Annotated in this window: 25 protein-coding genes; 15 read left to right on the top strand and 10 right to left on the bottom strand. The window is 41.7% G+C overall.

The window, feature by feature from the left end; genetic code table 11:
* Positions 1-338, top strand: a 338-nt coding sequence (locus BMX50_RS32145) for a transposase (protein WP_143065321.1), incomplete at its 5' end; no start/stop codon positions are given.
* A 284-nt stretch (positions 339-622) separates the two neighbouring features.
* Positions 623-1,153, top strand: coding sequence for an NADPH-dependent FMN reductase (locus BMX50_RS32150; protein WP_091221333.1), 531 nt, complete (start codon positions 623-625; stop codon positions 1,151-1,153).
* A gap of 17 nt (positions 1,154-1,170) precedes the next feature.
* On the opposite strand, the gene BMX50_RS32155 is transcribed toward BMX50_RS32150, so the two are convergent.
* Together BMX50_RS32155 and BMX50_RS32160 are read right to left on the bottom strand one after the other, a co-directional pair.
* On the bottom strand, positions 1,171-1,584 hold the full coding sequence (locus BMX50_RS32155; RefSeq protein WP_091221337.1) for a hypothetical protein: 414 nt from the start codon (positions 1,582-1,584) through the stop codon (positions 1,171-1,173).
* A 5-nt stretch (positions 1,585-1,589) separates the two neighbouring features.
* A complete protein-coding gene (locus tag BMX50_RS32160; protein ID WP_091221770.1) occupies positions 1,590-2,249 on the bottom strand; it encodes a YceH family protein in 660 nt (219 codons plus the stop codon).
* Positions 2,250-2,361: 112 nt separating this feature from the next.
* Between BMX50_RS32160 and BMX50_RS32165 the strand changes: the two genes are divergently transcribed.
* Complete coding sequence (locus BMX50_RS32165) at positions 2,362-3,171, top strand: MBL fold metallo-hydrolase (RefSeq protein WP_091221341.1); 810 nt, start codon at positions 2,362-2,364, stop codon at positions 3,169-3,171.
* Here the strand turns inward: BMX50_RS32165 and BMX50_RS32170 are convergent, their stop codons facing one another.
* The gene (locus BMX50_RS32170; RefSeq protein WP_091221346.1) at positions 3,172-3,954 is read right to left on the bottom strand and encodes a M90 family metallopeptidase; all 783 of its coding nucleotides are present in this window, start codon (positions 3,952-3,954) and stop codon (positions 3,172-3,174) included.
* A 12-nt stretch (positions 3,955-3,966) separates the two neighbouring features.
* On the bottom strand, positions 3,967-4,677 hold the full coding sequence (locus BMX50_RS32175; RefSeq protein WP_091221350.1) for a DUF92 domain-containing protein: 711 nt from the start codon (positions 4,675-4,677) through the stop codon (positions 3,967-3,969).
* A 59-nt stretch (positions 4,678-4,736) separates the two neighbouring features.
* Between BMX50_RS32175 and BMX50_RS32180 the strand changes: the two genes are divergently transcribed.
* The 10 genes from BMX50_RS32180 to BMX50_RS32225 all read left to right on the top strand — a co-directional run bounded on the left by BMX50_RS32180 (position 4,737) and on the right by BMX50_RS32225 (position 18,378).
* A complete protein-coding gene (locus BMX50_RS32180) occupies positions 4,737-5,426 on the top strand; it encodes a class I SAM-dependent methyltransferase (RefSeq protein ID WP_091221354.1) in 690 nt (229 codons plus the stop codon).
* Positions 5,427-5,501: 75 nt separating this feature from the next.
* A complete protein-coding gene (locus BMX50_RS32185; RefSeq protein WP_091221358.1) occupies positions 5,502-6,356 on the top strand; it encodes a pirin family protein in 855 nt (284 codons plus the stop codon).
* 97 nt (positions 6,357-6,453) lie between these two features.
* Positions 6,454-7,428, top strand: coding sequence for a YeiH family protein (locus BMX50_RS32190; protein ID WP_091221362.1), 975 nt, complete (start codon positions 6,454-6,456; stop codon positions 7,426-7,428).
* Positions 7,429-7,503: 75 nt separating this feature from the next.
* Positions 7,504-8,592 (top strand): tetratricopeptide repeat protein, encoded by a 1,089-nt coding sequence (locus BMX50_RS32195; RefSeq protein WP_091221365.1) that lies wholly within the window; start codon positions 7,504-7,506, stop codon positions 8,590-8,592.
* 91 nt (positions 8,593-8,683) lie between these two features.
* Entirely contained in the window at positions 8,684-9,613 is a 930-nt protein-coding gene (locus BMX50_RS32200) for an AraC family transcriptional regulator (protein ID WP_091221370.1), read from the top strand.
* 112 nt (positions 9,614-9,725) lie between these two features.
* Positions 9,726-10,580 carry an oxidoreductase gene (locus BMX50_RS32205; RefSeq protein WP_091221374.1) on the top strand — a complete coding sequence of 285 codons (855 nt, stop codon included), beginning with the start codon at positions 9,726-9,728 and terminating at the stop codon, positions 10,578-10,580.
* Positions 10,581-10,780: 200 nt separating this feature from the next.
* Positions 10,781-13,522: an MBG domain-containing protein gene (locus BMX50_RS32210; protein ID WP_091221378.1), complete on the top strand. Its 2,742-nt coding sequence runs from the start codon at positions 10,781-10,783 to the stop codon at positions 13,520-13,522.
* Positions 13,519-14,202: a hypothetical protein gene (locus BMX50_RS32215; RefSeq protein WP_091221383.1), complete on the top strand. Its 684-nt coding sequence runs from the start codon at positions 13,519-13,521 to the stop codon at positions 14,200-14,202. The genes BMX50_RS32210 and BMX50_RS32215 overlap by 4 nt, the downstream gene beginning before the upstream one ends.
* A 238-nt stretch (positions 14,203-14,440) precedes the next feature.
* Positions 14,441-15,208, top strand: coding sequence for a ThuA domain-containing protein (locus BMX50_RS32220; protein WP_091221774.1), 768 nt, complete (start codon positions 14,441-14,443; stop codon positions 15,206-15,208).
* A gap of 257 nt (positions 15,209-15,465) precedes the next feature.
* Positions 15,466-18,378, top strand: coding sequence for a triple tyrosine motif-containing protein (locus BMX50_RS32225; RefSeq protein ID WP_091221388.1), 2,913 nt, complete (start codon positions 15,466-15,468; stop codon positions 18,376-18,378).
* 64 nt (positions 18,379-18,442) lie between these two features.
* Here the strand turns inward: BMX50_RS32225 and BMX50_RS32230 are convergent, their stop codons facing one another.
* The 6 genes from BMX50_RS32230 to BMX50_RS32255 form a co-directional block, all read right to left on the bottom strand.
* Positions 18,443-19,201 (bottom strand): ThuA domain-containing protein, encoded by a 759-nt coding sequence (locus tag BMX50_RS32230; RefSeq protein WP_091221394.1) that lies wholly within the window; start codon positions 19,199-19,201, stop codon positions 18,443-18,445.
* Between the two features lie 19 nt (positions 19,202-19,220).
* Entirely contained in the window at positions 19,221-19,691 is a 471-nt protein-coding gene (locus BMX50_RS32235) for a DUF4468 domain-containing protein (protein WP_143065322.1), read from the bottom strand.
* An 82-nt stretch (positions 19,692-19,773) separates the two neighbouring features.
* Complete coding sequence (locus tag BMX50_RS32240) at positions 19,774-20,532, bottom strand: ThuA domain-containing protein (protein ID WP_091221406.1); 759 nt, start codon at positions 20,530-20,532, stop codon at positions 19,774-19,776.
* A 24-nt stretch (positions 20,533-20,556) separates the two neighbouring features.
* Positions 20,557-21,309 (bottom strand): ThuA domain-containing protein, encoded by a 753-nt coding sequence (locus tag BMX50_RS32245; protein WP_091221412.1) that lies wholly within the window; start codon positions 21,307-21,309, stop codon positions 20,557-20,559.
* A gap of 9 nt (positions 21,310-21,318) precedes the next feature.
* Entirely contained in the window at positions 21,319-22,452 is a 1,134-nt protein-coding gene (locus BMX50_RS32250; RefSeq protein ID WP_091221422.1) for a redoxin family protein, read from the bottom strand.
* 23 nt (positions 22,453-22,475) lie between these two features.
* Positions 22,476-24,329: a glycoside hydrolase family 9 protein gene (locus BMX50_RS32255; protein ID WP_091221426.1), complete on the bottom strand. Its 1,854-nt coding sequence runs from the start codon at positions 24,327-24,329 to the stop codon at positions 22,476-22,478.
* Positions 24,330-24,706: 377 nt separating this feature from the next.
* Between BMX50_RS32255 and BMX50_RS32260 the strand changes: the two genes are divergently transcribed.
* Both BMX50_RS32260 and BMX50_RS32265 read left to right on the top strand, forming a co-directional pair.
* Positions 24,707-25,144, top strand: coding sequence for a PTS sugar transporter subunit IIA (locus BMX50_RS32260; protein ID WP_091221432.1), 438 nt, complete (start codon positions 24,707-24,709; stop codon positions 25,142-25,144).
* Positions 25,137-25,607 carry a PTS sugar transporter subunit IIB gene (locus tag BMX50_RS32265; RefSeq protein ID WP_091221440.1) on the top strand — a complete coding sequence of 157 codons (471 nt, stop codon included), beginning with the start codon at positions 25,137-25,139 and terminating at the stop codon, positions 25,605-25,607. The genes BMX50_RS32260 and BMX50_RS32265 overlap by 8 nt, the downstream gene beginning before the upstream one ends.
* Positions 25,608-25,615: the final 8 nt, after the last annotated feature.

Consider the following 25,615-nt stretch of genomic DNA (forward strand, 5'->3'; position numbering starts at 1 on the left):
TTACAACCAATGAATTCAAAGACATTAATGACCCGAAGAAATTTGCCTGCTATTCAGGTGTGGCCCCCTTTACAGATGAATCCGGTAGAGTTGTCAAAAAAGCCAGGGTCTCACACATGGCTAATAAGAAGGTGAAGACATTGCTGCATTTGGCAGCAATAGTTGCTATACAACATAATAGCGATCTAAAACGCTTCTACGAACGTAAAGTAGAACAGCAAAAGAAAAATAAAATGAGTGTAATTAATGCTGTCAGAAACAAACTCATCCTAAGAATCTTCGCATGTGTCAATCAAAATAGACCCTATGAAAAAAATTATCAAACATCTATTGCCTAAATCATAGAAATCGACGAGCCAGGGTTGGGGTTTGTGCGCCAGAGGTGAGGAGAAATCTTCTAAACCCTGCTTTTACATATAGTTAAAGAGCCAGATGTAGAAGATTTCTCTTTCGCTCCATCACTCAACGCACCACTGCTCTATCGTATGACAATTCTTTAATGATGTGTCCACACGATAGCGCCCCTAAAGGGGGAGTTGATGAGCATGCTATCTTTTATGACTTTACGAAAACTTACGAAGTTTTAAAAACTTCGTAAGTTTGGTTTAGCAGCATCTATTTCATGGACTACAAAGGCAACATCCTCGCCATTTCCGGCAGTTTAAGATCAGGCTCATCTAACCATAATATTTTGAGGTTTTTAGGTGGATTAACTCCGGCTGATATAAATTATTTCATCTACGATAAATTAGCTGATATCCCACCCTTTGATCCGGGATTGGATCATGAACACCCGCCCACAGCAGTTGCAGAATTGCGAGAGCTGATAAAAAATGTATCAGGCATTATCATTTGCACACCTGAGTATGCGTTTGGAGTTCCCGGTCAGCTTAAGAACACGTTGGATTGGATGGTTTCGAGCGGCTCACTGGTTGATAAGCCGGTGGCTTTGGTTACCGCTTCGTCGGTTGGCAGCCATGCGCATGCTGCATTACTCCTGATACTCGGCGCGCTCTCTGCAAAAGTAATTGACGGAGCCACTTTACTTATTCCGTTTATCAGGAGTAAAATCGATGGAAATGGGAATATTACAGATCAGAAAACTGAAAAGATGTTACGGGATGTGATAGATGTGTTTTTGAAAGAAATATAGAAACTCACGACAATAAACTACCAGTCATAATCCTCAGTATATTCACTGTCCAATCTATAATCTCTAATCTTCTCTTTTTTCAAGGTATCTATATCCAACTGCCAAACGGCTCCGTTCTCCGACCAAGGATCGATCAAAAGCTCTACCCTCATATCGGATACCTGTTTTACTTTCACTGCCCAACACAAATTGGGGCCCTCTATTTCAATTGCTCCAATACCTTCTTTCCATAAAATGCACCTGCTACCTCCGGCCAGGCACCAATAGCCATCCTCGCTTATTAGGCCAAAAATGGGATCACCATAGATATCACCTAAATATAATTTGCTGTTTTGTGTTTTATCTAACAGGTAAACAGATTCAAACTGGTAACCAAGCAACAAATCCTCAGTTTCGTCAAGAACAAGCAGATTTATTTTCGATTGGATCATATAGGTTACTCCACTCCTAACTCCTTCATCAACCTACCCACTGTTTCCTTCAACTCAGCAATCTCTTGTTCGGCTTTAACCAAACGAGCTTCCAGTGCCGACGAAGACGAACGGCCAGTTGGCTCATCAGCAAAATCATCATCATTAAATTCAGGGGTACCGCCTAATAAATGGGCATATCTAACTTCTTTTTGGCCGGGACGCTTAGGTAGCTGTACAATATAAGGCATTTCACCGCCAGCCAATTTATCCAGGATCTCCTGTACCTCTTCTATCGAATCAAATTCGTACATACGACCGCTGTTGGTATTTAACTCACCGGGCGTTTGGGGCCCGCGGAGGATCAGCAGGCAAATCAGCGCCACTTCTGATGGTATTACCGGAAAAACTATCGCAAAGTTGTGTTTGTATTTAATGTTACGAATAGAGCCTCCGGTAGCTGTTGACATCAAACCACGTCTTTTTAAAGAGTTTAGGGCATTGATAACGGTGTCATCATCATAATTAACAACCGGTTTGCGCGATGTTTTTTGGTTACAGGCAGCCACCAGTCCGTTAAGGGTCATTGGGTAATAATCGGGCGTGGTTTTGGCCTTTTCCATTAAAGTACCAAGTACACGTAGTTCTTCTGCATCAAGTACGGGTAAAGTTTGCGGTGAATCCATAGGGCTAAATATAAGCAGGTTTTTATACGGTAAAAAAAAATTGCTAATTTTCTGAATGCTAAAATCGTTAGGATTAAAATAATAGCACCAAAATGGTTTACTTTGCAATTCAATGTCTTTATTCATTACATCATTAAATTCGGGAAGTAATGGCAATTGCTATTACGTGGGGAACGATCAGGAGGCTATATTGGTTGATGTAGGTATCTCATGCCGCGAAACTGAAAAGCGCATGGCCCGGCTCGGGCTTTCCATGCAGAAGGTAAAAGCCATTTTTGTATCGCACGAACATTCAGATCATATCCGGGGCATACCTGTATTGGCTAAAAAATACCAGCTACCGGTTTATATTACACCCGGAACGTTGACGCACCTTAGCGGGGTTGATCATTCACAAGTCCATCATCTCAGCGCTTTTCAAAGCGTGGTTATCGGCAATCTGGAAATAACTTCTTTCCCAAAAGTACATGACGCATCCGAGCCACATAGTTTTATGGTAAGCTGCCGCGATGTTAAGGTTGGTGTGTTTACGGATCTGGGAATAGTATGCGACCAACTCATCCGCTATTTTAGCCAGTGCCATGCCGCTTTTTTGGAAGCCAATTATGATGATGATATGCTGGATAAAGGCGGCTACCCCTATTATCTAAAACAACGAATCCGTGGTGGCAAAGGGCATTTATCAAACAAACAGGCATTGGGCTTATTCACAACACACCGCCCGCCGCATATGACCCACCTGTTACTTTCACATTTATCTAAAAACAATAACGATCCTAAACTGGTAGAAGACTTATTTACCAATTGCGCCGACGGCATCAATATAATCGTGGCCTCAAGGCATGAGGAAACGCCTGTTTATTATATCAGCAGCACGGTTGTTCAACATGAGCCATTAGGACAACTTGGTTTAGGCTTTTAATCAGGCGACATCATTATCGGCCAAATCCTGCGAGAAAATGGTGCTCAGCATTTCATAAAGCCCGGGGTGTTTATGCTTCAGCTCGTTCGGCTTTTGAAAAAAGTATTCGGAAACAACCGCCAAAAATTCCACCTCATTTGTAATAGCATAAGGATTAATGTCGGAGCGGCCGGCTTCTATTTTGTGAATTTCCTGGTGGATCATCTTAAGCCATGGCATTACATATTCGTGAGCCAGCAAATTTTCGGGAACACCATCTGTGGCCCCGTCCGATTTATCAAGCAGGTGTACAAACTCATGAATAGCAGTGTTCTCTTTACCCGCCGACTTGCTGAAGCCTTTTGTCAACGCCGCCCTTGAAAGGATCATTTGCCCGTTCATGTATCCTGAGCCCACCATTCCTAAAATGCTCCGGTTTTCGCCCTCAAATTGAAACTCGCTATCAAATGTATCAGGATAAAGAATCACATTGGTAAGATTACAGTATTTCCAGTCATCAAAGCCAAATATCGGGATTACAGCACTTGCCGCTATCATTACTTTATCAGCATCACTTACAGCTGTGCCAACTCCTTCAATGGTTATATCCGATAAAAAACCGGTGACTTTCTGTTCAAAGAGTGTCTTTTGATCATTGTCGAGATGTTGATAATAAGGTATGTGCTGTTCCAAAAGCAGCTTATAATTAACCGCAGCTACGGGTACTTCATTCGCTACTTTCTTTTTGTTGAGAAAAAAGAAAACTGCCAGTGCTACTACGATCAGGACAATAACAGGAAACATTTGTATATATATTTAATTAAAAACGATGTAAAACACCCCCATAAACAAAGCGGCCATCAGTGTATTTAAAAAGTTTACTGTATTGTTATTTATTAAACCTTTTCTTTCCAATACAGCCCCTAAAACAGAATCGGTGAGATTTCCGAGCGTACCTGCAACTATAATCCAGATAAGGTTTGTTGTCCACCCCATTCCTATTGCGTAAACAACGGCTATCACAACAGAACCGGTTATCCCTATTAAGGTGCCTTCAGCACTGACTACCCCATCAAGGCCACGCGTATCCGGCTTTAGGGTTATGATATTAAAAAAACGTTTGCCATAAACCATCCCCAACTCAGACGACAGCGTATCGGCCGTTGCCGAAGCAAAACTTGCCGCCATCATCAATTGTAAAATATCGGCGTGTGCCGGCAGCACAAGGATTAAAACTCCGCATAAGGCAGCAGTGCCTGCATTAGCTAAAACCTGCCCGGTAGTACGCCCCCCTTTTTGATCTGCGTTTAAATCATCCTTTGTTTTACTTTGTACCGAAGTGGCTGCCGAACCTAAAATAAAAAATGTGGTCATCATGGCTAAGCCTGTAAACCCTGCCCCGGTGAATACTAAAATAGCAACAGCTGCTCCGGTCAAAGCAGCCATAACAGTCAGTTTTCGGGCAGATATGCTGTATACCATGCCGGCTGCTAAAATAAGCGTTAACAATCCATAACTTAACCACATAGCTAACCAAAGGGATTTATTGCCGCTAAATTAAACTTTCAATTCATACTTTTGGGCACATGAAAGATATACTGGGTCAGGCCATACATGACCATCACCATAAGTTAGCCAATCACAAACTCTGGATCAATAATCAGTATGGCCCGAAGGAGGAAATGCCAATTGATATTTATTTCAGGCATGAGGATGACATGCCCGATATTGAATGGCTGGCGATGAATGAATGCCGCGGAACGGTATTGGATATTGGCGCCGGCGCTGGAAGCCATGCATTGATATTGCAGGAACGTGGTTTTGATTGCGTTGCGCTTGATATATCCCCCCTGGCATGTGAAGTAATGAAAGGGCGTGGCGTAAACAACGTAGTTAAAGGTGATATTTTTGCTTACGATGAGCAAAAATACGATACCCTGCTCCTGCTCATGAACGGTATTGGCCTTACCGGAACACTTGAAAACCTCAAAGTATTTTTACAACATATTAAACTGTTGCTTAATCCGGGAGGACAGATTTTGTTTGACTCATCAGATATCTCTTATTTATATGAAGATGGCTTTCCGGAAAAAGGCTATTACGGCGAATTGCTTTATCAATACCAATACAACCGCCAAAAAACTGACTGGTTCCATTGGTTATATATTGACGAAAAAACACTTGAACTCATTGTTACAGAAGCGGGCTTCGATATGGAGGTGTTACTGGAGGACGAGTTTAAACAGTATTTGGTGCGATTGACGCTGAACAAGTAAAACGATGGTAATTTTCTGATTGCCGTTCTGCACTCCGTGTAAAATAAGCTATTTTTATTTCCTCAACATCACCCAATGAAAAAAGCTATCATCCATATTCTTGCCGGTCGCGAAAAGAAAATTACTGCCGAAGAAACCGTTCGTCAACCCCTGCCCCACAAAGATTTTCGGTTTGCAAACCCATTTATTGTTTTACACCACATGGGGCCGGAGGTAATACAGCCCGGTCAAACTTTACGCATCCATCCGCACCCGCATCGTGGCTTCAGCCCATATACCATCATGCTGCAGGGCGAAGGTTATCATAAAGATAATGCAGGTAACGACGAGATTATTAAAGCAGGCGATGTACAATGGATGTTTGCAGGCAAAGGCATTATGCACAGTGAAGGCCCAACCGCCGAATTACTGCAGAAAGGTGGTGTTCAGGAACTTATTCAGCTTTGGATCAATGCACCTAAAAATAAAAAGTGGGATGAGCCCTTTTATCAATCAGCCAAAGCTGCAGAATTACCCAAAGTACTTATAAATGACGGGCTTGATTTTAATCTGGCAAGTGGGGACTACGAGGGCAAAACCGGGCCTATCCAAAACTTTACCCCGGTTATTTCAATTGTTGGTAAAATAGCAGCGGGTAAAGAGGCAAATCTCAAAGCAATACCCGGCTATTGGGCATTACTTTATATTATAAACGGCAACGTCGATGTAAACGGGCAATCCATCGACAAATACAATCTCCTTGTATTTGAAAAAGATAACGACGAGATCTCAGTAACGGCTACCGAAGATTCACAAGTACTGTTTCTCTCGGCCGAACCTATAGAAGAACCAGTATCAGCCAAAGATAACTTTGTAATGAACACCCCTGAAGAAACAGAGCAGGCAATATCTGATTATCAAAACGGTATATTCGGCACGTTGAACTACTAAGCGCAACTCCATAACTTTTGGTTATCACAGATTGCGTTTTATGATGAAAAACCAGCGGTAATTCCTTACACCTTTGTATCATCAAAACAAAGGAAAAATGAATACCCCACATCAATTAAACAACACCGGCGGTCTTTTATTAAACATCAATGAAAACGCCCGCAAGGTTATATTCGCAGTTTGTATAGTATTATGTTTGATGCCCTTTATGAGCCCGGCAGTAGCTTTACTATTAGGCTTAGTTGTAGCACAATGTTCCGGTCATCCTTACTTGCACCTCAACCATAAGGCTACCCATATTTTATTACAGGTGTCAGTAGTTGGCCTGGGGTTCGGCATGAACGTGCATAGCGCGTTGCAGGCCGGCAAAGAAGGCATCCTGTTTACCATTGCCTCCATAACCGGAACACTATTATTTGGCACTTTGATGGGCAGATGGTTAAATATTGAAAAGAAAACCTCTTTTCTGATTTCATCAGGTACAGCTATTTGCGGAGGAAGCGCGATAGCAGCCATATCACCAGTTATAAAAGCCGAAGAAAAGCAAATTTCAGTGGCATTAGGCTGTGTATTTATCCTTAATTCTATAGCGTTGTTTATTTTCCCGCTAATTGGTCATTATTTAAATTTATCACAAACACAGTTTGGTTTATGGTGCGCCATTGCCATACATGACACCAGCTCAGTAGTAGGCGCAGCGAGCAAATACGGAGCCCACGCGCTTGAGGTAGCAACAACTGTAAAACTGGCACGGGCTTTATGGATCATCCCGGTAGCATTTTTATCTACCTTCCTGTTCAAAAACAAATCAAAAAAAGTAAGTATTCCCTATTTTATCGGTTTGTTTATACTGGCAATGATAGCTAACACCTACCTGCCCGTTGTTAAATTCATGAGCCCCTTTATCATAATTATTGCAAAAGCAGGCTTAACACTTACTTTGTTCCTGATAGGTGCGGGCCTTTCACGTAAAGTACTTGCATCAGTGGGCTTAAAACCACTTTTGCAAGGTGTGGCACTTTGGGTTGCCATATCTGGCGCTGCGCTGTATGCGGTTATGCAGTTGGCTTAGCAATAAAAATCAGGCAAGGGGTATTGCAATTGTGATTGGTAAATAAGTATTTTAGGTTATTATAAACCTTACACAATGAACAAATCCGGATTTATTTTTATCGGCTTGCTGTTAACCGCATTTAGTTTTACCACACTTGCGCAAACCGACAAAGAAACAGCCCTTCAAAAAGGCAAACAAGCGGTAGCGCTTGAAGATGAAGGGAAATTTGATGAAGCACTGGCTTTGCTTACAGATGCGCAAAAGCTCGACCCTTCAAACCTCACCTATCCTTATGAAATGACCTACTGCTATTACAGCAGGAAAGAATACCAAAAAACCATTGACGTTTTAGAAAGTATAAAGAATAAGCAGGGATCATTTGATCGCATATATCAATTACTGGGCAATAGCTATGATATACTTGGCCAAAGTGATAAAGCGATAGGTGTTTATGAAGAAGGACTGAAAAAGTTTCCGAAAGCGGGTTGCCTTTATCTCGAACGTGGAGTTATTCCCCTTATAGCAAAGGATTATAACAAGGCTATCACCTACTTTGAAAAAGGCATCGAGGCAGAACCTGCGTTTCCGTCAAATTACTACTGGGCAGCTAAGCTTTACCTTGGTTCGGAAGAAAAACTATGGGGTATGATTTATGGCGAGCTCTTCATGAACCTTGAACGTAACAGTAAACGTACCGAAGAAATCAGCAAACTGCTTTATGATGGTTATAAAAGCGGAATAAGATATACCGAGGCCGGAAAAACAGCAATTAGCTTCAGTAAAACAAGCACCATTTCTACCAGTTCACTTTCGGCCGGTGGAGCATTAAAATTGCCCTTTAGCATGATATATGAGCCAACCATGGGTATCGCAGCTGCTACAGAAAAAGCCATTGATATTAACTCGCTTGACCGTATAAGACAAAACTTTCTTAGCTTTTATTTAAAACAGGAATTTGATAAAAAATACCCCAACGCATTATTTGCCTATCAGGATATAATAAACAAATCCGGTAATGTAGAGGCATACAATCACTGGATATTAATGCAGGGCGATTTAGATGCCTTTAACACCTGGAAGGATAGTAATAAAACCAAATGGGATAGTTTTATAAAATGGTTCTCCAACAACCAGATCACCCTTGACGATAGCAATCATTTTATACGCTGGCAATACAATTAAACGCTTCAGACTTTATTACAAGAGGGTCATTTTCCTTTGGCATACAGAGTCAAGGCAATTTGGCTGCTTATATTTGTGTAAAGCAACCGCCATGAAACCAACCACACTTGATGCCAAAACCATTGATATCCTTCGCGATCTGCCGGATATGATCCCAGTACTTCGTGAGTCATTTGAGAATTGGACTATCAAGGTTTTTGATCGGAAGCACCATGAATGCCGCAACTACCTATCGCCCAACAGGCGCGATTTTTATAAGATATTAATGATAACCGAAGGTTCCGGAGTTTTTACCATGGGGCTTAACACTTATTATATTGAGGAACCTACCATCCTTTTTATCCATCCAAATGACATCATATCATGGAAAAACCTTTCTGATAAATCGGGTGGATATTATGTACTTTTTAAAAGGAGCTTCATTAACGATCATCCTCAATTAAAAAGCACCATTGATAAATATGGTTTGTTTACCGAAAAGGATAAAAGCGTCATCCGGTTAAATAATTCAGACCTGCATATACTTAACAGTTTGTTTGAACGCATGACCATTGAAGAGCTATCCAACAATCATTTAAAAGATGATGCGCTGCAAGCCTATATTCAATTATTAATGGTTGAAAGCATGCGGGTAGCCCATTTTCCTAAACCTGATAATGTATCTGATGAATATCATTATATCCATCAGTTTTTTCATTTACTGGAGAAAGAAACGTCGGGCATCAATTATACATCGCCTATAAAAATAAAAACCGCCAAGGAATTTGCGGCCAATCTTTCGGTACACCCCAACCATTTAAATGCGGTATTAAAAAAACACACCGGGCAAAACGTAAGCACCCATATCCGCAACCGCCTGCTCGAAGAAACCAAGGCTTTATTGGTACAAACTGATTGGACTCTACAGGACATTGCATACAGCATTGGTTTTGCCGAGCAGCCTAACTTCAGCTCCTTTTTTAAGAAAAACACCGGCGTTACCCCTGCCGAATTCAGAAAATCATATCAGGTAACAGCATAATTTAAACGCTTCTTTGATTTTCATAATAACTGCTTTGCTTTTGCTATAAGCCTCCCCTGCTTTTGTCGCCAACTTTGTAGTGTAAACAAAAACAAATTAAAAGCAACATAAAATGAAAACTCAAAAAGTATGGTTTATAACCGGAGCCTCAAGAGGTTTTGGTTTAGAAATATCAAAAGCCGTTTTAGCATCTGGCGATAAACTGGTAGCCACAGTTCGTAAAAACCCCGAAGTTCTGGCATCTCAATTCGATAATAACCCTAACCTGTTGGTTGTACCATTAGATATCACCATTGAAGAACAAGCAAAAGAAGCAGCCGCAAAAACTATTGAGCACTTCGGGAGGATTGATGTATTGGTAAATAATGCAGGCTTTGGATTACTGTCTGCTGTTGAAGAAGCTACCGCAGAAGAGGTAAAAAGAAACTACGAAACCAATGTATTCGGTTTATTAAATGTAACCCGTGCTGTTTTACCGTATATGCGTAAACAACGCGCTGGTCACGTCATCAATATTTCATCAGTTGGTGGTCTATCAGCATATTTTGGCTGGGGCGTTTACGGGTCGACCAAATTTGCAGTTGAAGGGCTTACCGAGGCTATGGCGCTTGAACTTGCTCCGCTTGGTATCAATGCAACCGTTGTTGCCCCCGGCTTCTTCCGAACAAACTTCCTTGATAAAAGTTCGCTAACACGTACCTCGAATGAAATTGCGGATTACCAGGAAACCGTTGGCAACATGCGCACTTTTGCTACCGAAGCAAACTACAAACAACCCGGCGACCCGGAAAAACTGGCACAAGCGTTTATTAAACTTGCCGCCGCTAAAAAGCCCCCGGTACATTTACCATTAGGCAGTGACACCCTGCAACGTTTCCGCGAAAAAACCGCCGCCTTTGAAAAAGATATTGAAGAATGGTACGATGTTGTTGTAGGTACAGATCATGACGACGTAAAACAGGCTTAATATCGATAAAAATCAAAAAACAAAGGTGGTATCATAGCCACCTTTGTTTTTTTGTAAAAGTCTAAGTATTCGAAATTTGTTTATTATAAATCCTTTTGTTTTAAGGTATTTCAGCAAATATTATCTATTTTTAGGCCGTATTTAGAATTAAATACCATTAATATTAAACTTTAACCTTATCATTCCCCAGCTGTTTCTATATGAAGAAACCGTATCTCCTGTTAATTTTACTGCTCGTAAATATTTCCGTTAACAAATCATTAGCCCAAACAATTACACGGCCTGCAGCACCGATAATTAGTTACGGCAGCGGCCTTCACACTTTTGAAATTGGGAAACCGATAGAGCCATTAAAGGTAACTAATACCGGCGGTGCAATTCCCTTAACCAGCTTATTCTCCCAAACAAGTACTATAGGCGGCAATCATTTATATGGCTATGTAGATGGAAATAAAAAAGACGCACGGTTAGGTAATCCTCTTAGTTCGGCACGGGATGCTGCCGGTAATATTTATATAGCAGACGCCAACAATAACGCCATCAGAAAATTGGCGCCGGATGGCACTATAAGCACATTTGCCGGTAACGGTGACGTGGGTGCTAATAACGCAAAAGGCAGAGACGCAACTTTTAATTATCCCACCGGTGTTGTAGTTGCCGCTTCGGGAAATATATACGTGGCCGATTACGGCAATTGCCTGATCAGGAAAATAACCCCGGACGGGACAGTCACCACGCTTGCCGGCACTGGAGCCCCGGGGCACGATAATGGTGTTGGGAAATTAGCATCATTTAACCTTCCCTATGGATTAACAGTTGACAAGGCCGAAAATGTTTACGTTGCTGATTCTTATAATAATTTGATCAGAAAAATTACCCCTGCCGGGGTAGTTACCACCGTAGCCGGAATTCTAAACGGCGGTAATACAAATGGTCCGGGGGTAACCGCATCCTTCAAAGTGCCATACGGAATCGCTATCGATTCGAAAGGGAATTTATTTGTTGCTGATAAATTTAATTTCAGCATCAGGAAAATTACGCCTGATAACACGGTATCAACATTTGCCACCGGCGGCTTATTTTTCCCTAACAGTGTTGCTGTAGATAGCCTGAACAATGTGTATGCCTGCGGGCAAATATCATTTGTAACCAAATATCTCCCATCAGGAGCTCAGAGCAGCAATATCCCGCTTTCCGGGTTCCTGGAAAAAGGCTATGTTGAAGGTATAGATACAGTAGCACGGTATTCAGGCAATTTAGGCGTTTCTTACGACGGGGTTGGGAACTTACTTGTATCCGACGGATCAAATTTTGTGCTGCGTAAAGTAAACCTCTACGGTTATCAGGTTGAAGATAAACTACCCGAAGGACTTTCATTAGACAGTACCGGAACGATAACAGGCACCCCAAAAGTTCTGCAAGGCATAAAGCTGCACAGAATAGCGGGCTATAATGCGGGCGGGAAGGGCGAAAACGTAGCAACCATACAAATAGTTAAAGGTAGCCAGGTGATAACCTTTCCTGCTTTTCCAAAGATAACCTATGGGGATAAAGCAATGGCATTAAATGTAAGCAGAACAAACAAAACACTCCCATTAACATACACAGTCAGTGATCCATCAATAGTTAAAGTATCTAAAGACAGCATCTATTTTGGTAGATCGGGCACTGTTACCATTACAGTTACCCAGCCCGGCAACGATCTATACCTTGATGCAACACCGGTTTCACAAACTTTAACTATTCAAAAAGCGCCATTAACTATAACCGCGGTTGACACCGCAAAGCTTTACAATACAGACAACCCAATTTTTAGAATAACATACAAGGGATTTGTAAACAAAGAAGATACCACGATTTTAAGCGTTCGACCTGCAATTTCCAATACAGCTTCAAAATCTTCGCCAGCGGGTGATTATCCAATTACATTAAGCGGCGCAAAAGCCGACAATTATACCATCAGCTATGTTCCCGGCACGCTAAGCGTTATCAATTTACCAACCATAGCAGCCGACGGTTCAACCACCTTTTTTGATGGTGGTTCAGTCACGCTTTCAACAAATGCTGCGGCCGGTTATACTTATCAATGGTTTAAAGATAATGTGGCCATAAAAACGGCCACTGCTTCCAAATTAAAAGTGACAGACGGAGGCAAATATACGGTAGCGATTACGGTTAAATCGTTTACGGCAACGTCGGCAGCTACTACTGTTTATACGCAGTTTAGCCTGCCGGTAAATAACTTCAAATTAACACTAAACGGCGCGGCTTGTAAGGGCAGTGCCAATGGCTCTGTTAATATCGAGGCAGTTCAAAAATTAAATTACTCGGCATCTTTTACCGCTAACGGCACCACAACAACATACCCTTTCACCAATCAACTCACCATTGATAAGCTTACTGCCGGCAACTACAGTTTGTGTATAAGTGTCGAGGGTAAAATTTATTCGCAATGTTTTAATGTTGTAATCACCGAACCTGCCGACTTATCAGTTTATTCGACAGTTAACACAAACCTAAATACAGTAAACCTGCAATTAAATGGCGGTTCCAGTTATAACGTCAACCTTAACGACGTAGTTTATACTACTACTAATAGCCAAATTACACTGCCTTTGATAACAGGGGCCAATAAACTATCTGTTACTACAGATAAGCTATGCCAGGGGATTTTTGAAAAGATAATAAACCTGGACACGCGCATAATACCTTATCCTAACCCATTCCAAAACGTACTTAATATCAATACAGGCAGCGGAAATATTAATAAAATATCGGCGACCATTTATAATGTGGTTGACGGCAAAACTGTTTACACTAATCAGTACAATAATCAATCAGGTATTCTGCAAATGGACCTTTCAACCTTACCGAGCGGTGTTTACTCGCTCAATTTAATGATGGATGGGAAAGCCAAATCTTTTAAAATTTTGAAAAAATGAAAAACTGGATCTATAGCTCATTCATAATATTGATACTCAGCGGTTGCGGCAAAAAAACTCCTCCGCCCGATGTAACGCCTGTGGCAACAAACCTGGTGTCTCCATTGAAAGATCAGCCGTGTACTACAGGTACAGTCATCTCTGCCGACAAAAGCACTGTAGCATTTACCTGGGAAGCCGCCGATAAAGCCGATGGTTATATTCTGGCTATAAAGAACCTGCTTACTAAAGTTGAAACCAGGCAAAATGCAACCTCAACCCAGGCCACAGCCGATCTGCTTCGCAATACTCCATACTCATGGTATGTGATATCAACCTCAACAAAAACCAAGGCTACCGCTCAAAGTGATACATGGAAATTTTACAATGCCGGCACCGGTGTTATAAGCTATCCTCCCTACCCGGCCGAAATTACCGCGCCAATTTTTGGTGAGAGCGTAACCACTTCAACCGGAAATGTTACGCTAAAATGGACCGGCAGCACCCTTGGCGCTGCAATTAAGGGGTATGACATTTACTTTAGCGATACCAGCTCACCCACCCTGTTCAAATCAAATGTATCCGACAGTCAATACCAGGTTTCGGTAAAACCGGGCACAACCTATTATTGGCGCATTGTTACAATAGATGTAGCCGGAAACTATACCGATTCGGGAGTATATCAATTTTCAGTTAAGTAGTAATCTTTGAATTCGCTAAATAAAACGCCCCTTTGGTTAAATTCAAAGGGGCGTTTTGTTTTTACTGCGATGGGATATCCGTTACATACGTCATCTGCCCTACTTTACCACTACTTTCCATTCACTTAAGCTACAAATAAAAGGTTTGAGCTATCATTGCGGCCGAAAGCCCGTAAATAAACCTTAAACACAGGTATAGCCTACGCATCACACTGCCCTGTCATTTACTATGATTAAAATGAAAAAAGTAACTTTTTTAGCCCTTCTGTATTTTTTGACCCTGTATAACGGCATAGCAATGGCCCAGCAAAAAACAAAGCCCCGTTTCAGAGCCATTGCTCTTGCCGAAACCGGAGGTGGACATGCGTTATTTGACGCAGCAGCCAAACCATGGCTGGACAGGCTTGCTGCAGACAGTAATTTCACGATAGATTATATCAGCGATACCAAAAAGATCAATAAAGATTTCCTGAAACAATATCAGCTGTTTATTCAGCTGGATTATCCTCCGTATCCCTGGGAAAAAGAAGCGCAGGAGGCCTTTACCGATTATATTGAAAATGCACGGGGAGGCTGGATCGGCTTTCATCACCCTACCCTTTTAGGCGTTTTTGACGGCTACCCTATGTGGCAATGGTATTCAGATTTTATGGGCGGCATACAATTTAAACTGCACATTCCCGGCGGTGCCGCTGCCATGCTTCATGTAGAAGATAAGCAGCATCCCGTTATGAAAGGTCTTCCGGCAACCTTTATTACCGAAGATGAATGGTACATTTATGATAAAAGCCCCCGCACTAATGTGCATGTGCTGGCGAATATAGATGAGGCCACTTATTTGCCCAACAAAGATGTAAAGATGGGAGACCATCCCGTAATCTGGACCAACGAACACTTTAAGGCCCGGAACGTTTATATAGCCATGGGACATTTCCCTCAACTTTTTGATGATACCGCCTTTACCACCCTGTTCAGCAATGCCATTTTTTGGGCAGCCAGTAAGTAATTATCTTGCCAAAACCTAGATAAAGGCCAATAACTGTTATTTTAACAATATCCTGATAGCCCCTACAATACCACTACAGCAATCCATTGCGGGTTTGAAACATATCCAACTTTTCATTTCAGCCGCATCAGATAGATTTTTAGCTTTACGGTATATGTAAAATGTTGATTAAATTACAGCTCTCAACCAGTAGGCTCATAACCAGGCCGGGCTGTATTACTAACTGAGTTTTACTCAACCGCCACGTTAATCCGTTAATGAAGAAGTACATCCTAATTATCATTGTTCTGCGTGTATTCATATGCACATCTTTAGCTCAAACTACACTTGGTACTCCGGCTATTAAAAACTATACTCATAATGAGTATAATGCGGGCAGCGAGATTTGGGATATTAAACAGGACAAAAATGGCATTCTTTATTTTGCAAGCGATGAAGGCCTGCTTACTTTCGACGGCAGCTATTGGAAAACTTATCCACTACCTAATAAAAGTGCAATAAAGTCGGTAGCCATTGATGCTATGGGCCGCGTTTATGTTGGCGGGCAGGACGAAGTCGGCTATTTTTTCCCAAACAGTGCAGGGATCCTGAAATATCACTCATTTAAACAACTTTTACCTCAAAAAGCAAGGCAATTTGCTGATATCTGGGATATAGTTATTTACAACAATGAGGTATTTTTCCGAACTATTGAATGCATTTTTGAGTTAAAAAACAACAGTATCCGCACATTTGACGCGCCCGGCGGCTGGATGCTGCTAAGCCAGGCCGGGGGCAGATTGTTTGCTCATGATAAAGATATTGGCTTGGTTGTTTTTAAAAATTCACGCTGGGAACCTTGCGTACAACAACCAACAAAAGGGTTAAGAATAACCGGTATCACCGAATTCAACAAGGACACATTACTGGTAACCACCCGCAAAAATGGTCTATTTTTGATGGCCGGTACCTCACTGATAAAGAAATCGACACCCGCAGATGGCGTTTTGCTCACAGACCTGGTAAATTTTGGTCAAAAAATTGGGCCCGACAAGTACGCTATCGGCACATCGGCAAAAGGCCTGATCATTATTGATGGCAAAGGCAGGTTAATAGAGCAATTCTCCAATACTCAGGGGCTTCAAAACAATAATGTTCATGGGGTATTGCTGGATAAAGACCGCAATTTATGGCTTGGATTAGAAAATGGGCTCAACTTTATCAATTATAACACTTCAGTTAAAAACATTTACCCTAATCGACAAAACCTGGTAAAAAGCAGTGCTGTAACCATCTTTAACAACAAACTATATATCGGAACCTCAAATGGTTTATACGTCGCCCCGTTAAGCGCACAGCAAAAAGATATCAGCATGGCCACAGGTTCTTTTACAGAAGTACCCAATACCAAAGGCCAGGTGCTGAGCCTCACGCAAATCAACGGGCACCTGTTGGCCGGTCACCAGGATGGTGTTTTACAGGTAGATGATAACCAGGCTAAACTGGTTACTTCAGGGCCGGGTGCCTGGATGGTGAAAGGTTTCCCTGCCTCGCAGGATATTATTGCCGGAACTTACACAGGCTTTCAGCTTTTAAAATACAATAGCACCGGTTTTAGTTTTGAAGGGCGCTTAGATGGCATTTATGAATCGCTGGGGAACCTTGCGGTTGATAAAAATAACTTTGTGTGGGCGACGCACCCTTACCGGGGTATTTTTAAGGTACAGCTGTCTGCCGACAGGAAAAAGATAGTTGGCTATACACAATATACTCAAAAAAGCGGTTTGCCATCGGCTCTGGACAACCACGTATATTTTATTAAAAACAAGATAATAGCAGCCACCGAAAAAGGTGTTTATGAGTATAATACAACCGAAGGTGACTTCATACGGTCGGCTTTTTATAAGCCGATCTTTAATAATACAAAAATTGAATTCCTTACCGAAGATAATAAAGGCAACATCTGGTTTATCAGCAACCAGCGGGTTGGTGTAATTGATTTTGGCAAAAGATCAGCTAATTTACCTTACAAGGTAATCTATTTCCCGGAACTGGCCGGACAAACGGTAAAAGGGGCAGAATACATTTACCCCCATGATATGGAGAATATCTTTATCGGTTCAAATAACGGTGTATTCCATTTAAATTACCGCCAATACGTATCGTCAGAGAACAAACTCAATGTATTGCTAACTACAGTAAAAGCCATAGCCGAAAAGGATAGTCTGATTTTCGGAGGCTATTTTGTTAAAAACAACCGGATTATACCAGCACAAAACCAGCAAGATATTACCTCATTATCCAATCACTGGAACTCCTTTCATTTTGAATACACTTCTACCCTGTTTGCTCAAAAAAGCAATGAGGAGTTTAGCTATAAACTTATTGGGTTCGACAAAGATTGGTCACAATGGTCGGTTAAAACGGAGAAGGATTATACCAATCTTCCTTATGGTAAATATACATTTTCGGTAAAGGCCCGCAATAATTTAGGCGCGGCATCTAAACCGGTTAATTATACTTTTGTTGTTGAGCCGGCCTGGTACCAAACCGTCTGGGCTTACCTTGTTTATTTCCTGATTATAGCTTACGCTGTTTACATCGGTATAAAATTGCAGCAAAAACGTTTTGAACTGCATCAGCAACGCCATGACGAAGAACAAAAAAGGGTAAGTTATCTCCACAGTCTTGAACTCGATCGCAATGATAAAGAAATCATCGCCCTTAAAAATGAAAAGCTCGAAGCCGAACTAAGCTATAAAAACAAAGAACTGGCCACCCTCACTATGCAGATGGTTGACCGGGGAAAATTACTGCTGAATATCAAAGACGAAATGATGACGCTGATCAAAAAGCTTAATATTCCTGATGCTTCATACCAATTCAGAAGTGTATTTAAGCTCTTAAGCGATACTGAAAAAAACGACGATGACTGGGATAACTTCTCCATGTATTTTGACCAGGTGCATAATAACTTTTTAACCACCATGAAGGCTAAGTTCCCGAGTTTAAGCTCGACTGATTTGAAGCTTTGCGCTTACCTGCGGTTAAATCTATCATCAAAAGAGATAGCGCAGTTGCTCAATATCTCGTTAAAGGGCGTTGAAATCAGCAGGTACCGGGTACGTAAAAAGCTGCAGCTATCCACCGAAACAAACCTTTATGACTTTCTGATAGAGGTAACCAAGTAACAATGAAAAGCCATGTCCCTTTATTGAAACATGGCTTCTTAGCGTCGGAGAAATGATGGATCATTTACTTTTTACCGGCTAACCATAATAAAGCATCCTCAAACATTTGGTTTTGCTCGGGCGAGGTAAATATCAGATCGCCATGCCCCATGTTCATGTATAGCATCTTGTATTTCGTGTTAGTCCACACTACAGGGATATCACCGTCACGAATGATATCCTTTTTACCCAACGGATAATTAGCCGGGTCGAGCGTTACCAATACTTTAATGTCTTTATTATCCCGCGGATTAGGCTTCCAACCGTACCATTCGTTTATAGGGGCTATATAGCTTTTGCCAAGGCTTTTGGTAACCGGGTGGGTGTTATCATCAACAATCATTTTAGCTGGCAGAGGCGGCCAGTTATTATTGTAAAAGGTAGCTCCTAAAAAATCAACAAACCATGGCCATTTGGTGTACTTGTCGTTATAGCCAGACACGTGAAACCCTAACCAAGCACCACCATTAGCCATAAATTTTTCAAACGCGCTCCGTTGTACCTGATTATGCGGAAACTCATTGAGCCAAATAACCACCTGGTAATTTTTTAGCTTTTTGTCATTCAAATCGCCCCAATTACTTGTGGTGTCAAACGCGAAGCTTTTTGTCTTAGCCATTTTGCTGTAAAACTTTATGGCATCCATGGCAAAATCAACATGATCGCTCTCTACATTGGTTGAGTATAATGCCAGTACTTTAAAGCGAGGCTGCTGCGCAAAAGCAGTGTCAACCGCCAAAAATATCGCTAACAGAAACAAGGTAGTATATATCAATTTCTTCATTACAAATACTTCAACTGGATTATTTATTCATTTCATTACCAAGCGAATCCATTATATTATTTACAGAGGTGCTTATACCCATGAACAGCGGTTCATCATCTGCCGACCAAGGCTTGCCCCGCCTGAAATCCCACCAACGATACTCTATTTTTGAATATTCGTTTGAGATTCCTTTTTCAATTGGCTTTTCGTAAACATCAAAAACCTTAACCTCGTAAGTAGCGTCGTAAACTATCACATCAACCACAAACCTTACAAAATAGTAGTTACCGGTATTACCAATGTTAACCCTGGTAGTACAAGTGCCTATCACCTCACCCTTCTTTTCATTGGCATTAGTTATCGTCTTTTCATCTCCCTTAAACCAACTTAGCGCCTTGTTATACAGATCAGCTTTTTTAAAACCTACGTTAATGGCGTAAACGTTATCAAAATACACTTTCCCATTGCGCATCTGCAGCAAAATAGGCGAAGTATTCTGCTGTGCCATTGCAATGACAGGCGTGAGTAAAAGACACAAGAACAACAGCTTTTTTATCATGGTTGTAAATACAATTAAGCTTTTTTTAATATCACTTTTTAGCGGCCCAGAAAATTGCATTACTAAAAAGCGTGGTATAATCCTTACTCTCAAAAAGTACCGGCGAATGCCCCATAAAAATATAAACGTTGCGGGCTTTTTTCGCGAGATTAGTCCATGCCACCGGATGATCGCCCATGGTTATACCATCTTTCGGCTCATAAGTTGATTCATCTACTGATGCCAACACGTGCACATTAGGTCGTGGGTCCTTGTCGTAGGTATACCACTCTTCCTTTTGCACCAAAAAGGATGGCGACACGCCTTTCATCACCGGATGATTTTTATCTTCGATATTAACGGTGCCTTTGGCAAAGGTGGCTATGTAATTTTTAAAACGGATGCCTCCCATAAAATTCCAGAACCAGTTCCACATTGGGTAACCGTCAAACTCACCCAAAAGGGTTGCATGATGAAATCCAATCCAGCCACCCTTACCTTCATCAATGTATTTTTCAAATGCTTTAACTGCTTTTTCCTTCCAGGCATAAGGTGGGTAGTCCAGTTGAATAAACAATTGATAATTAGATAAAAAAGAACTATCAATTGAATCAGTACTTTGAATATAGTCAATAGAAAAATTACTGTCGGCGGCCAGCTTATCCAGCCATGCTTTTGCAGCTTTTGAGTATTCAATATGATGGCCACCGTTTTCGTATAGGGCAATTACTTTAAAGCGTGGCGCCTTTTGCGCCCGGGCAACTACTACGGTTAACAAACAAAAACTTAATATCAGTGCTATTTTTTTCATATTGATGGTTTACAGGTTGATGATTTATTTTGATCCGGCCCAAAGGGTGGCATCCCTGAGCAGTATTACATAACTTTGATTAGTGAATACCGAAGGATCATGCCCTATGCCGATATAGATCATGCGGCGGTATTTTTCATTCGTCCAGATGATGGGATGATCGCCCATGGGCTTGTTTTGTTTATAGCTTGCTTCGTCGGCGGTTGCCAGAACACGTACATTGGGCCGCGGACTTTTATCAAACTCGTACCATTCGTCGGAGATTTCAAATCGAGCAGGTAAGTTTTTAGTGGCAGGATGTTTCCTATCTTCAACTACAACAGTTCCTTTTTGATAAGCAGGATGCGGCGAATACGCTACCCCTCCCATAAAATCCTCAAACCATTGCCAGTATTTGGTATTTTTAGCTAAAAACTCAGTACCAGTTAAGCCCGCACCATGAATGCCAACCCAACCTTTCCCCTGCTCAACAAACTTTTGCAAAGCGGCCTGCTGACTGTACGAGATATCAAAAGGTGCTAATTGCAGCATCACAAACACCTCATAATTCTTAAGGTTTTCGTCATTGATCTTGCTTGAATCGTCGGTATAATCAACCTTAAATTGATTGTCTTTGCCCAGCTTCTCAAAAAATGGTTTAGCAGCAGTCATCATTCTGCTGTGATCATCCGAACGGGAGATCAACACAAGCGCCTTGAATTTATATTGCTGCGCGATAGTTGGGTTCACCAATAGCAGCGGAATCAATACTGCAATAAAATGTTTCAGCTTATTCATCCGCGTCGATTATTTGTAGATCCTGCCCATCATTGGATTATTCCAGATCACTTTTTTAAGTTCTTCAATATCGATAGCCCCCTGATGACTGTATACCACTTTCCCGTCCGGATCAACCAGCATAGTATAAGGCAAAGCGCCATCCCATTTAGGATCAACAGCCTCAATCATTTTATATTTATCATCGCCTGTGTAGATGTAGTTAGTACCTGATGATTGCTTTCGCTGAAGAAACTTGAGGGCTTTATCCTTATTAGCCGGATCATCGGCGCTGATACTTACAAATTCAAGCCCCCTGTCCCGGTACAGCCTGTTCAACGTAACCAGGTCATCAAACTCGGCAACACAAGGGCCGCACCAGGTAGCCCAAAGGTTGATCATCCTTAACCTGTCCGAATGATTTTTCACCACCGTCGCGATTCCGGCAGCGCTGATGGTATCAAGTTTTACCGGCTCTTTTGCCCACTGAATTTGAGCTTTATCTATCCAATCCTTTTTCTCGGCCCATTTAACAGAGCAGCCAAAGGTTTTAGTAACAGGAACGGCTACTTCTTTACCCGCCAGCACAGCATCTATAGCATTACGCGCGTCCTGCGATTTTGGCGTTTTGGCGGGATTTTCCATATCATCAATCCGGCCGTTGTACCTGAGCTTCCTATCTTTATCAAATACAAAAATATGAGGAGTAGCAACCGGGCCATATTTGTTAGAAGCTACTTCAGTTTCACCGTCGTACAGATAGGGAAAGTTGAACCCTTTATCTTTGGCACGTACTTTCATTTCTTCAAATGAATCGCCTAAATCACTGTAGCCCAATTCATCATAGCGCAGCGATGCAGGATTATTAGGATTAATAGCAACAACACTAACATTTTTTGAAGCATAGTCACTGCTGAGTTTGATCACCCTATCTTCATAGGCCTGCGATGTTGGACAATGGTTACACATAAAAACCACAACCAGCACTTTGGCATTTTTAAATGATTGCAAAGTATAAGTTTTACCATCAATCCCCGGCAGGCTAAACTCAGGTGCCTGAGCGCCGATAGCCAGCGTCTTGTGCTCATCTGCCGCAAAGCAAAATATCGGGGTACACAATAACAACGCGAGGGCAAAACTTATATGGATCTTCCAGTTCTTCATAACTTAGGTATATTGGTTTATAATTAATCGCCTGTTGAAACTGCCAGCAGGTACCAGGCTGTGTGCGGCAACCACTGCTCGGCCCAGCGCCAGTCCGAGTCTTTGCCCGATACAGCGTAAGGGATATTAAAGTCAATATCATCCTCGTTATCAAAACCCGATGTAATACCATTTACAATACCGCCCGGTGCGTTGGTATATTCAAACGTGCCAAAAAAGCCATAAGCCGGGTTGTTGTGACCTATACCTTGCAGCATACTGGCATCAAAGGGATTCAATCCCAAAATCCAGTTAAGCTGATCAATAGCAAAACCTGAAAGCTGATCGTGGAAAGCTTTATCATCTTTAAATAAGTTAGCAGCCATTCTTGCTGCGGTAGCTACCGATCCAAGCCTTGCATTTTCACCCTGCCACCATGGCGAGGCATCGCTGCCATGCGGAAAAAAGAAAGCGCTGTGCCGGTTACCCAAAGTATCCTGTACCAGTTCACGGCTGTAGCCAAACGGGTTGTTTACTTCATGAGTAATAGCGAGTTCAAACTCCATTGATTTCCTTACGGCAGATTTGATCTTTACCTGAAGATCGGCAGTAGCATAAGGGTAATAGTACAGCAGACTAACAACCGGCAAACCTCCGTCTGATGGGTGAAAGAAAGGCCGGTCTTTATCATCTGCACGCCAAAAGTTTTGATATTTATCCCAGGAGGTTAGGCGATTGAGCAAATTATTTGCCCGCTTTTCGGCTGCAGCCTTATATACCTCTTTGTGGGTTACCTTATAAAGTTCGGTCGCGGCGCTCAGGGCGCAATAATCGTCAAGGATGTTTTCCTTTTTATCATAATCCATCTGCGGGTTTTCCTTTTCCAAAAAGGCAAAAGCATTTTCAGCGGCTTTCAGGTAATCTGAATTGCTAAACTCGCCAGACGTTTGATAAGCCGAAGCCATTGCCAAGGCAGCAATCGAAATCCCTGCACCCGAACGGTAACTGGCCTGGTACCTACGCCAGTTTTTTCCGGTTGTAGTTTTAGCGAACGACTGATCTTTAGTTTGCTTGATCCGGTAGTTGCCTTCATCGGCCTGAATTACCCGGTCTTTAGGTAATTTACCCGGTCCGGGTGAAGAAACAGAACGATAAAAAGAGCCGTTTTTTGCCTGCATCCTTACCAGGTAATCGGCACCATACATGGCCTCATCCAAAATTCGTCTGTTAAACTGCCTGAAATCAGTTCCGGGACGGGCACTTAACAACTCATAAGTCTTGAACAGACTAAAAGCTGTTAATGAGATCTGCTGCGGGTTAAAATAATTAGAGAATGACAGGTGCGATAAATGTTTGCCGTAATCGCCGGTAGCATCGTACCAGCCGCCATGCGCGTCAACGGTATCTGTTGTACCTGATAATACTAAATGATGATCAGCTTTATCTAACAGGCCCGAACTTCGCTGTCCCTTAAAGTAATATACCACATCGGATATAGTTGCTTTTTCAAGCACATTTTTACCTATAATAAAAGGATAAGATGAAATGATCCCACTTGGTGAACTGAATTGGATTTTATAAGTCCCCGGTTTTGTAAATCCACTGAAATCAAGCGTCCAAAATTGAAAGTTCTTCCACTTGTTCACCGGGCCGCTGTAGTTGATTTGCCCGGTAAATACAGTATTGCCCTTATCTGCTTCAATAAGATTAAAAGATGTAAAGGCAAGATTTCTATCTGCAACTATAATGGCACGTTTGGCCTTACTATCCTCATAACCTACATGATTGGTTACCACTTTAACACTTTGTGCCTGCGCAATAAATGGCAGTCCGGCTAAAAGCAGGCAGCATTTTTTGCATATAGCCGAAAGGATATTGATATGCTTTTTCAGGTTCATATATAAAGTTAAGGAATTATAAAATGGTTGTCAGGGAAGCATTTTGCATCCCGTTTCAAAGCTAAAAGATAAAGCCGCTGGTAGATATTTTCATGCCCCTACATTAACACTACTGGTAAGTAGATAGTGTAAAGTCGGAGGTCAAAAGTCTTTTGACTTAAAACTTCGGACTTATGACTTCGAACTTCTTTATGTGACTTCGAGCCTCTTCAATTGCGCGAAATCAGCACAATAAATTACAGTAGTGGTGTTGTAGTGCCTTCAAAATAGCTATTGAATAAAGTTTGACTGATAATTGCATAAGATTAATTTTCATATATAAACCAGTTATGAAAACCCCGCGCCCTTAAACGCGGATATAAAAACCTTAATTATTGATGGAGAATACCGGAAGCACAAGAAAATTTCTGATAGCAACGCACGGCAAGCTTGCAGGCGGCATAAAATCGTCGCTTGATATTATTACCGGTACTGCGGATAGCATTTTTTTGATTGAAGCTTATGTTGATGAAAACCGCTCATTAGAAGATGACATCAAAGCAATAGTTGATCAGATTGGCGACAATGATGAATTGATTGTTTTTTCAGATATCATGGGCGGCAGTGTTACCAATCAGATACTGCAATATGCCCTGCAGCCCAATGTGCATGTAGTTTCGGGTTTTAACCTACCGCTGGTAATAGAAATTATACTGGCTGATGCGGACACTCCCGCAGAAGATGTAATTGCTGAAGCCATTGAAAATGCCAAACAACAGATGGTGTACGTAAACAAACTATTAACCGCACAAAAACAGGAAGAAGATAATGATTAAACTAACCCGTATTGATGACAGGCTGGTACATGGCCAGGTAGCCTTTACATGGACACCGGCTCTTGGCGCCGATTGCCTGCTGATTGCTAACGACAAAGTAGCTAAGGATGAGTTTATGAAGATGACCCTCGGCCTTGCGAAACCGGCAGGAACCAAACTGTTGATTAAACCGGTAAAAGAGGCGATTGCCTTTTTAAATGACGAGAAAAGCAAAAACGCAAAAGTTTTAATCCTGATCAACAGCGTTAAGGATGCGGCAGCCCTTGCAAGCGAAGTACCCGAAATAACAACAATCAACTTCGGTGGCTTGCGGTCAAAAGATGGCTCAAAGCTGATATCAAAAGCAATAGCAGTTAATGATGATGATATAGCTATCATTCGCGGAATGCTGGCAAAAGGCCTTGAGCTGGAAGTAAGGCAGGTGCCTACTGATAATAAACAGCTTGTGGCAAGTCTTATTTAATTAAACAT

Source organism: Mucilaginibacter gossypiicola (genome assembly GCF_900110105.1).
Taxonomy (GTDB): domain Bacteria; phylum Bacteroidota; class Bacteroidia; order Sphingobacteriales; family Sphingobacteriaceae; genus Mucilaginibacter; species Mucilaginibacter gossypiicola.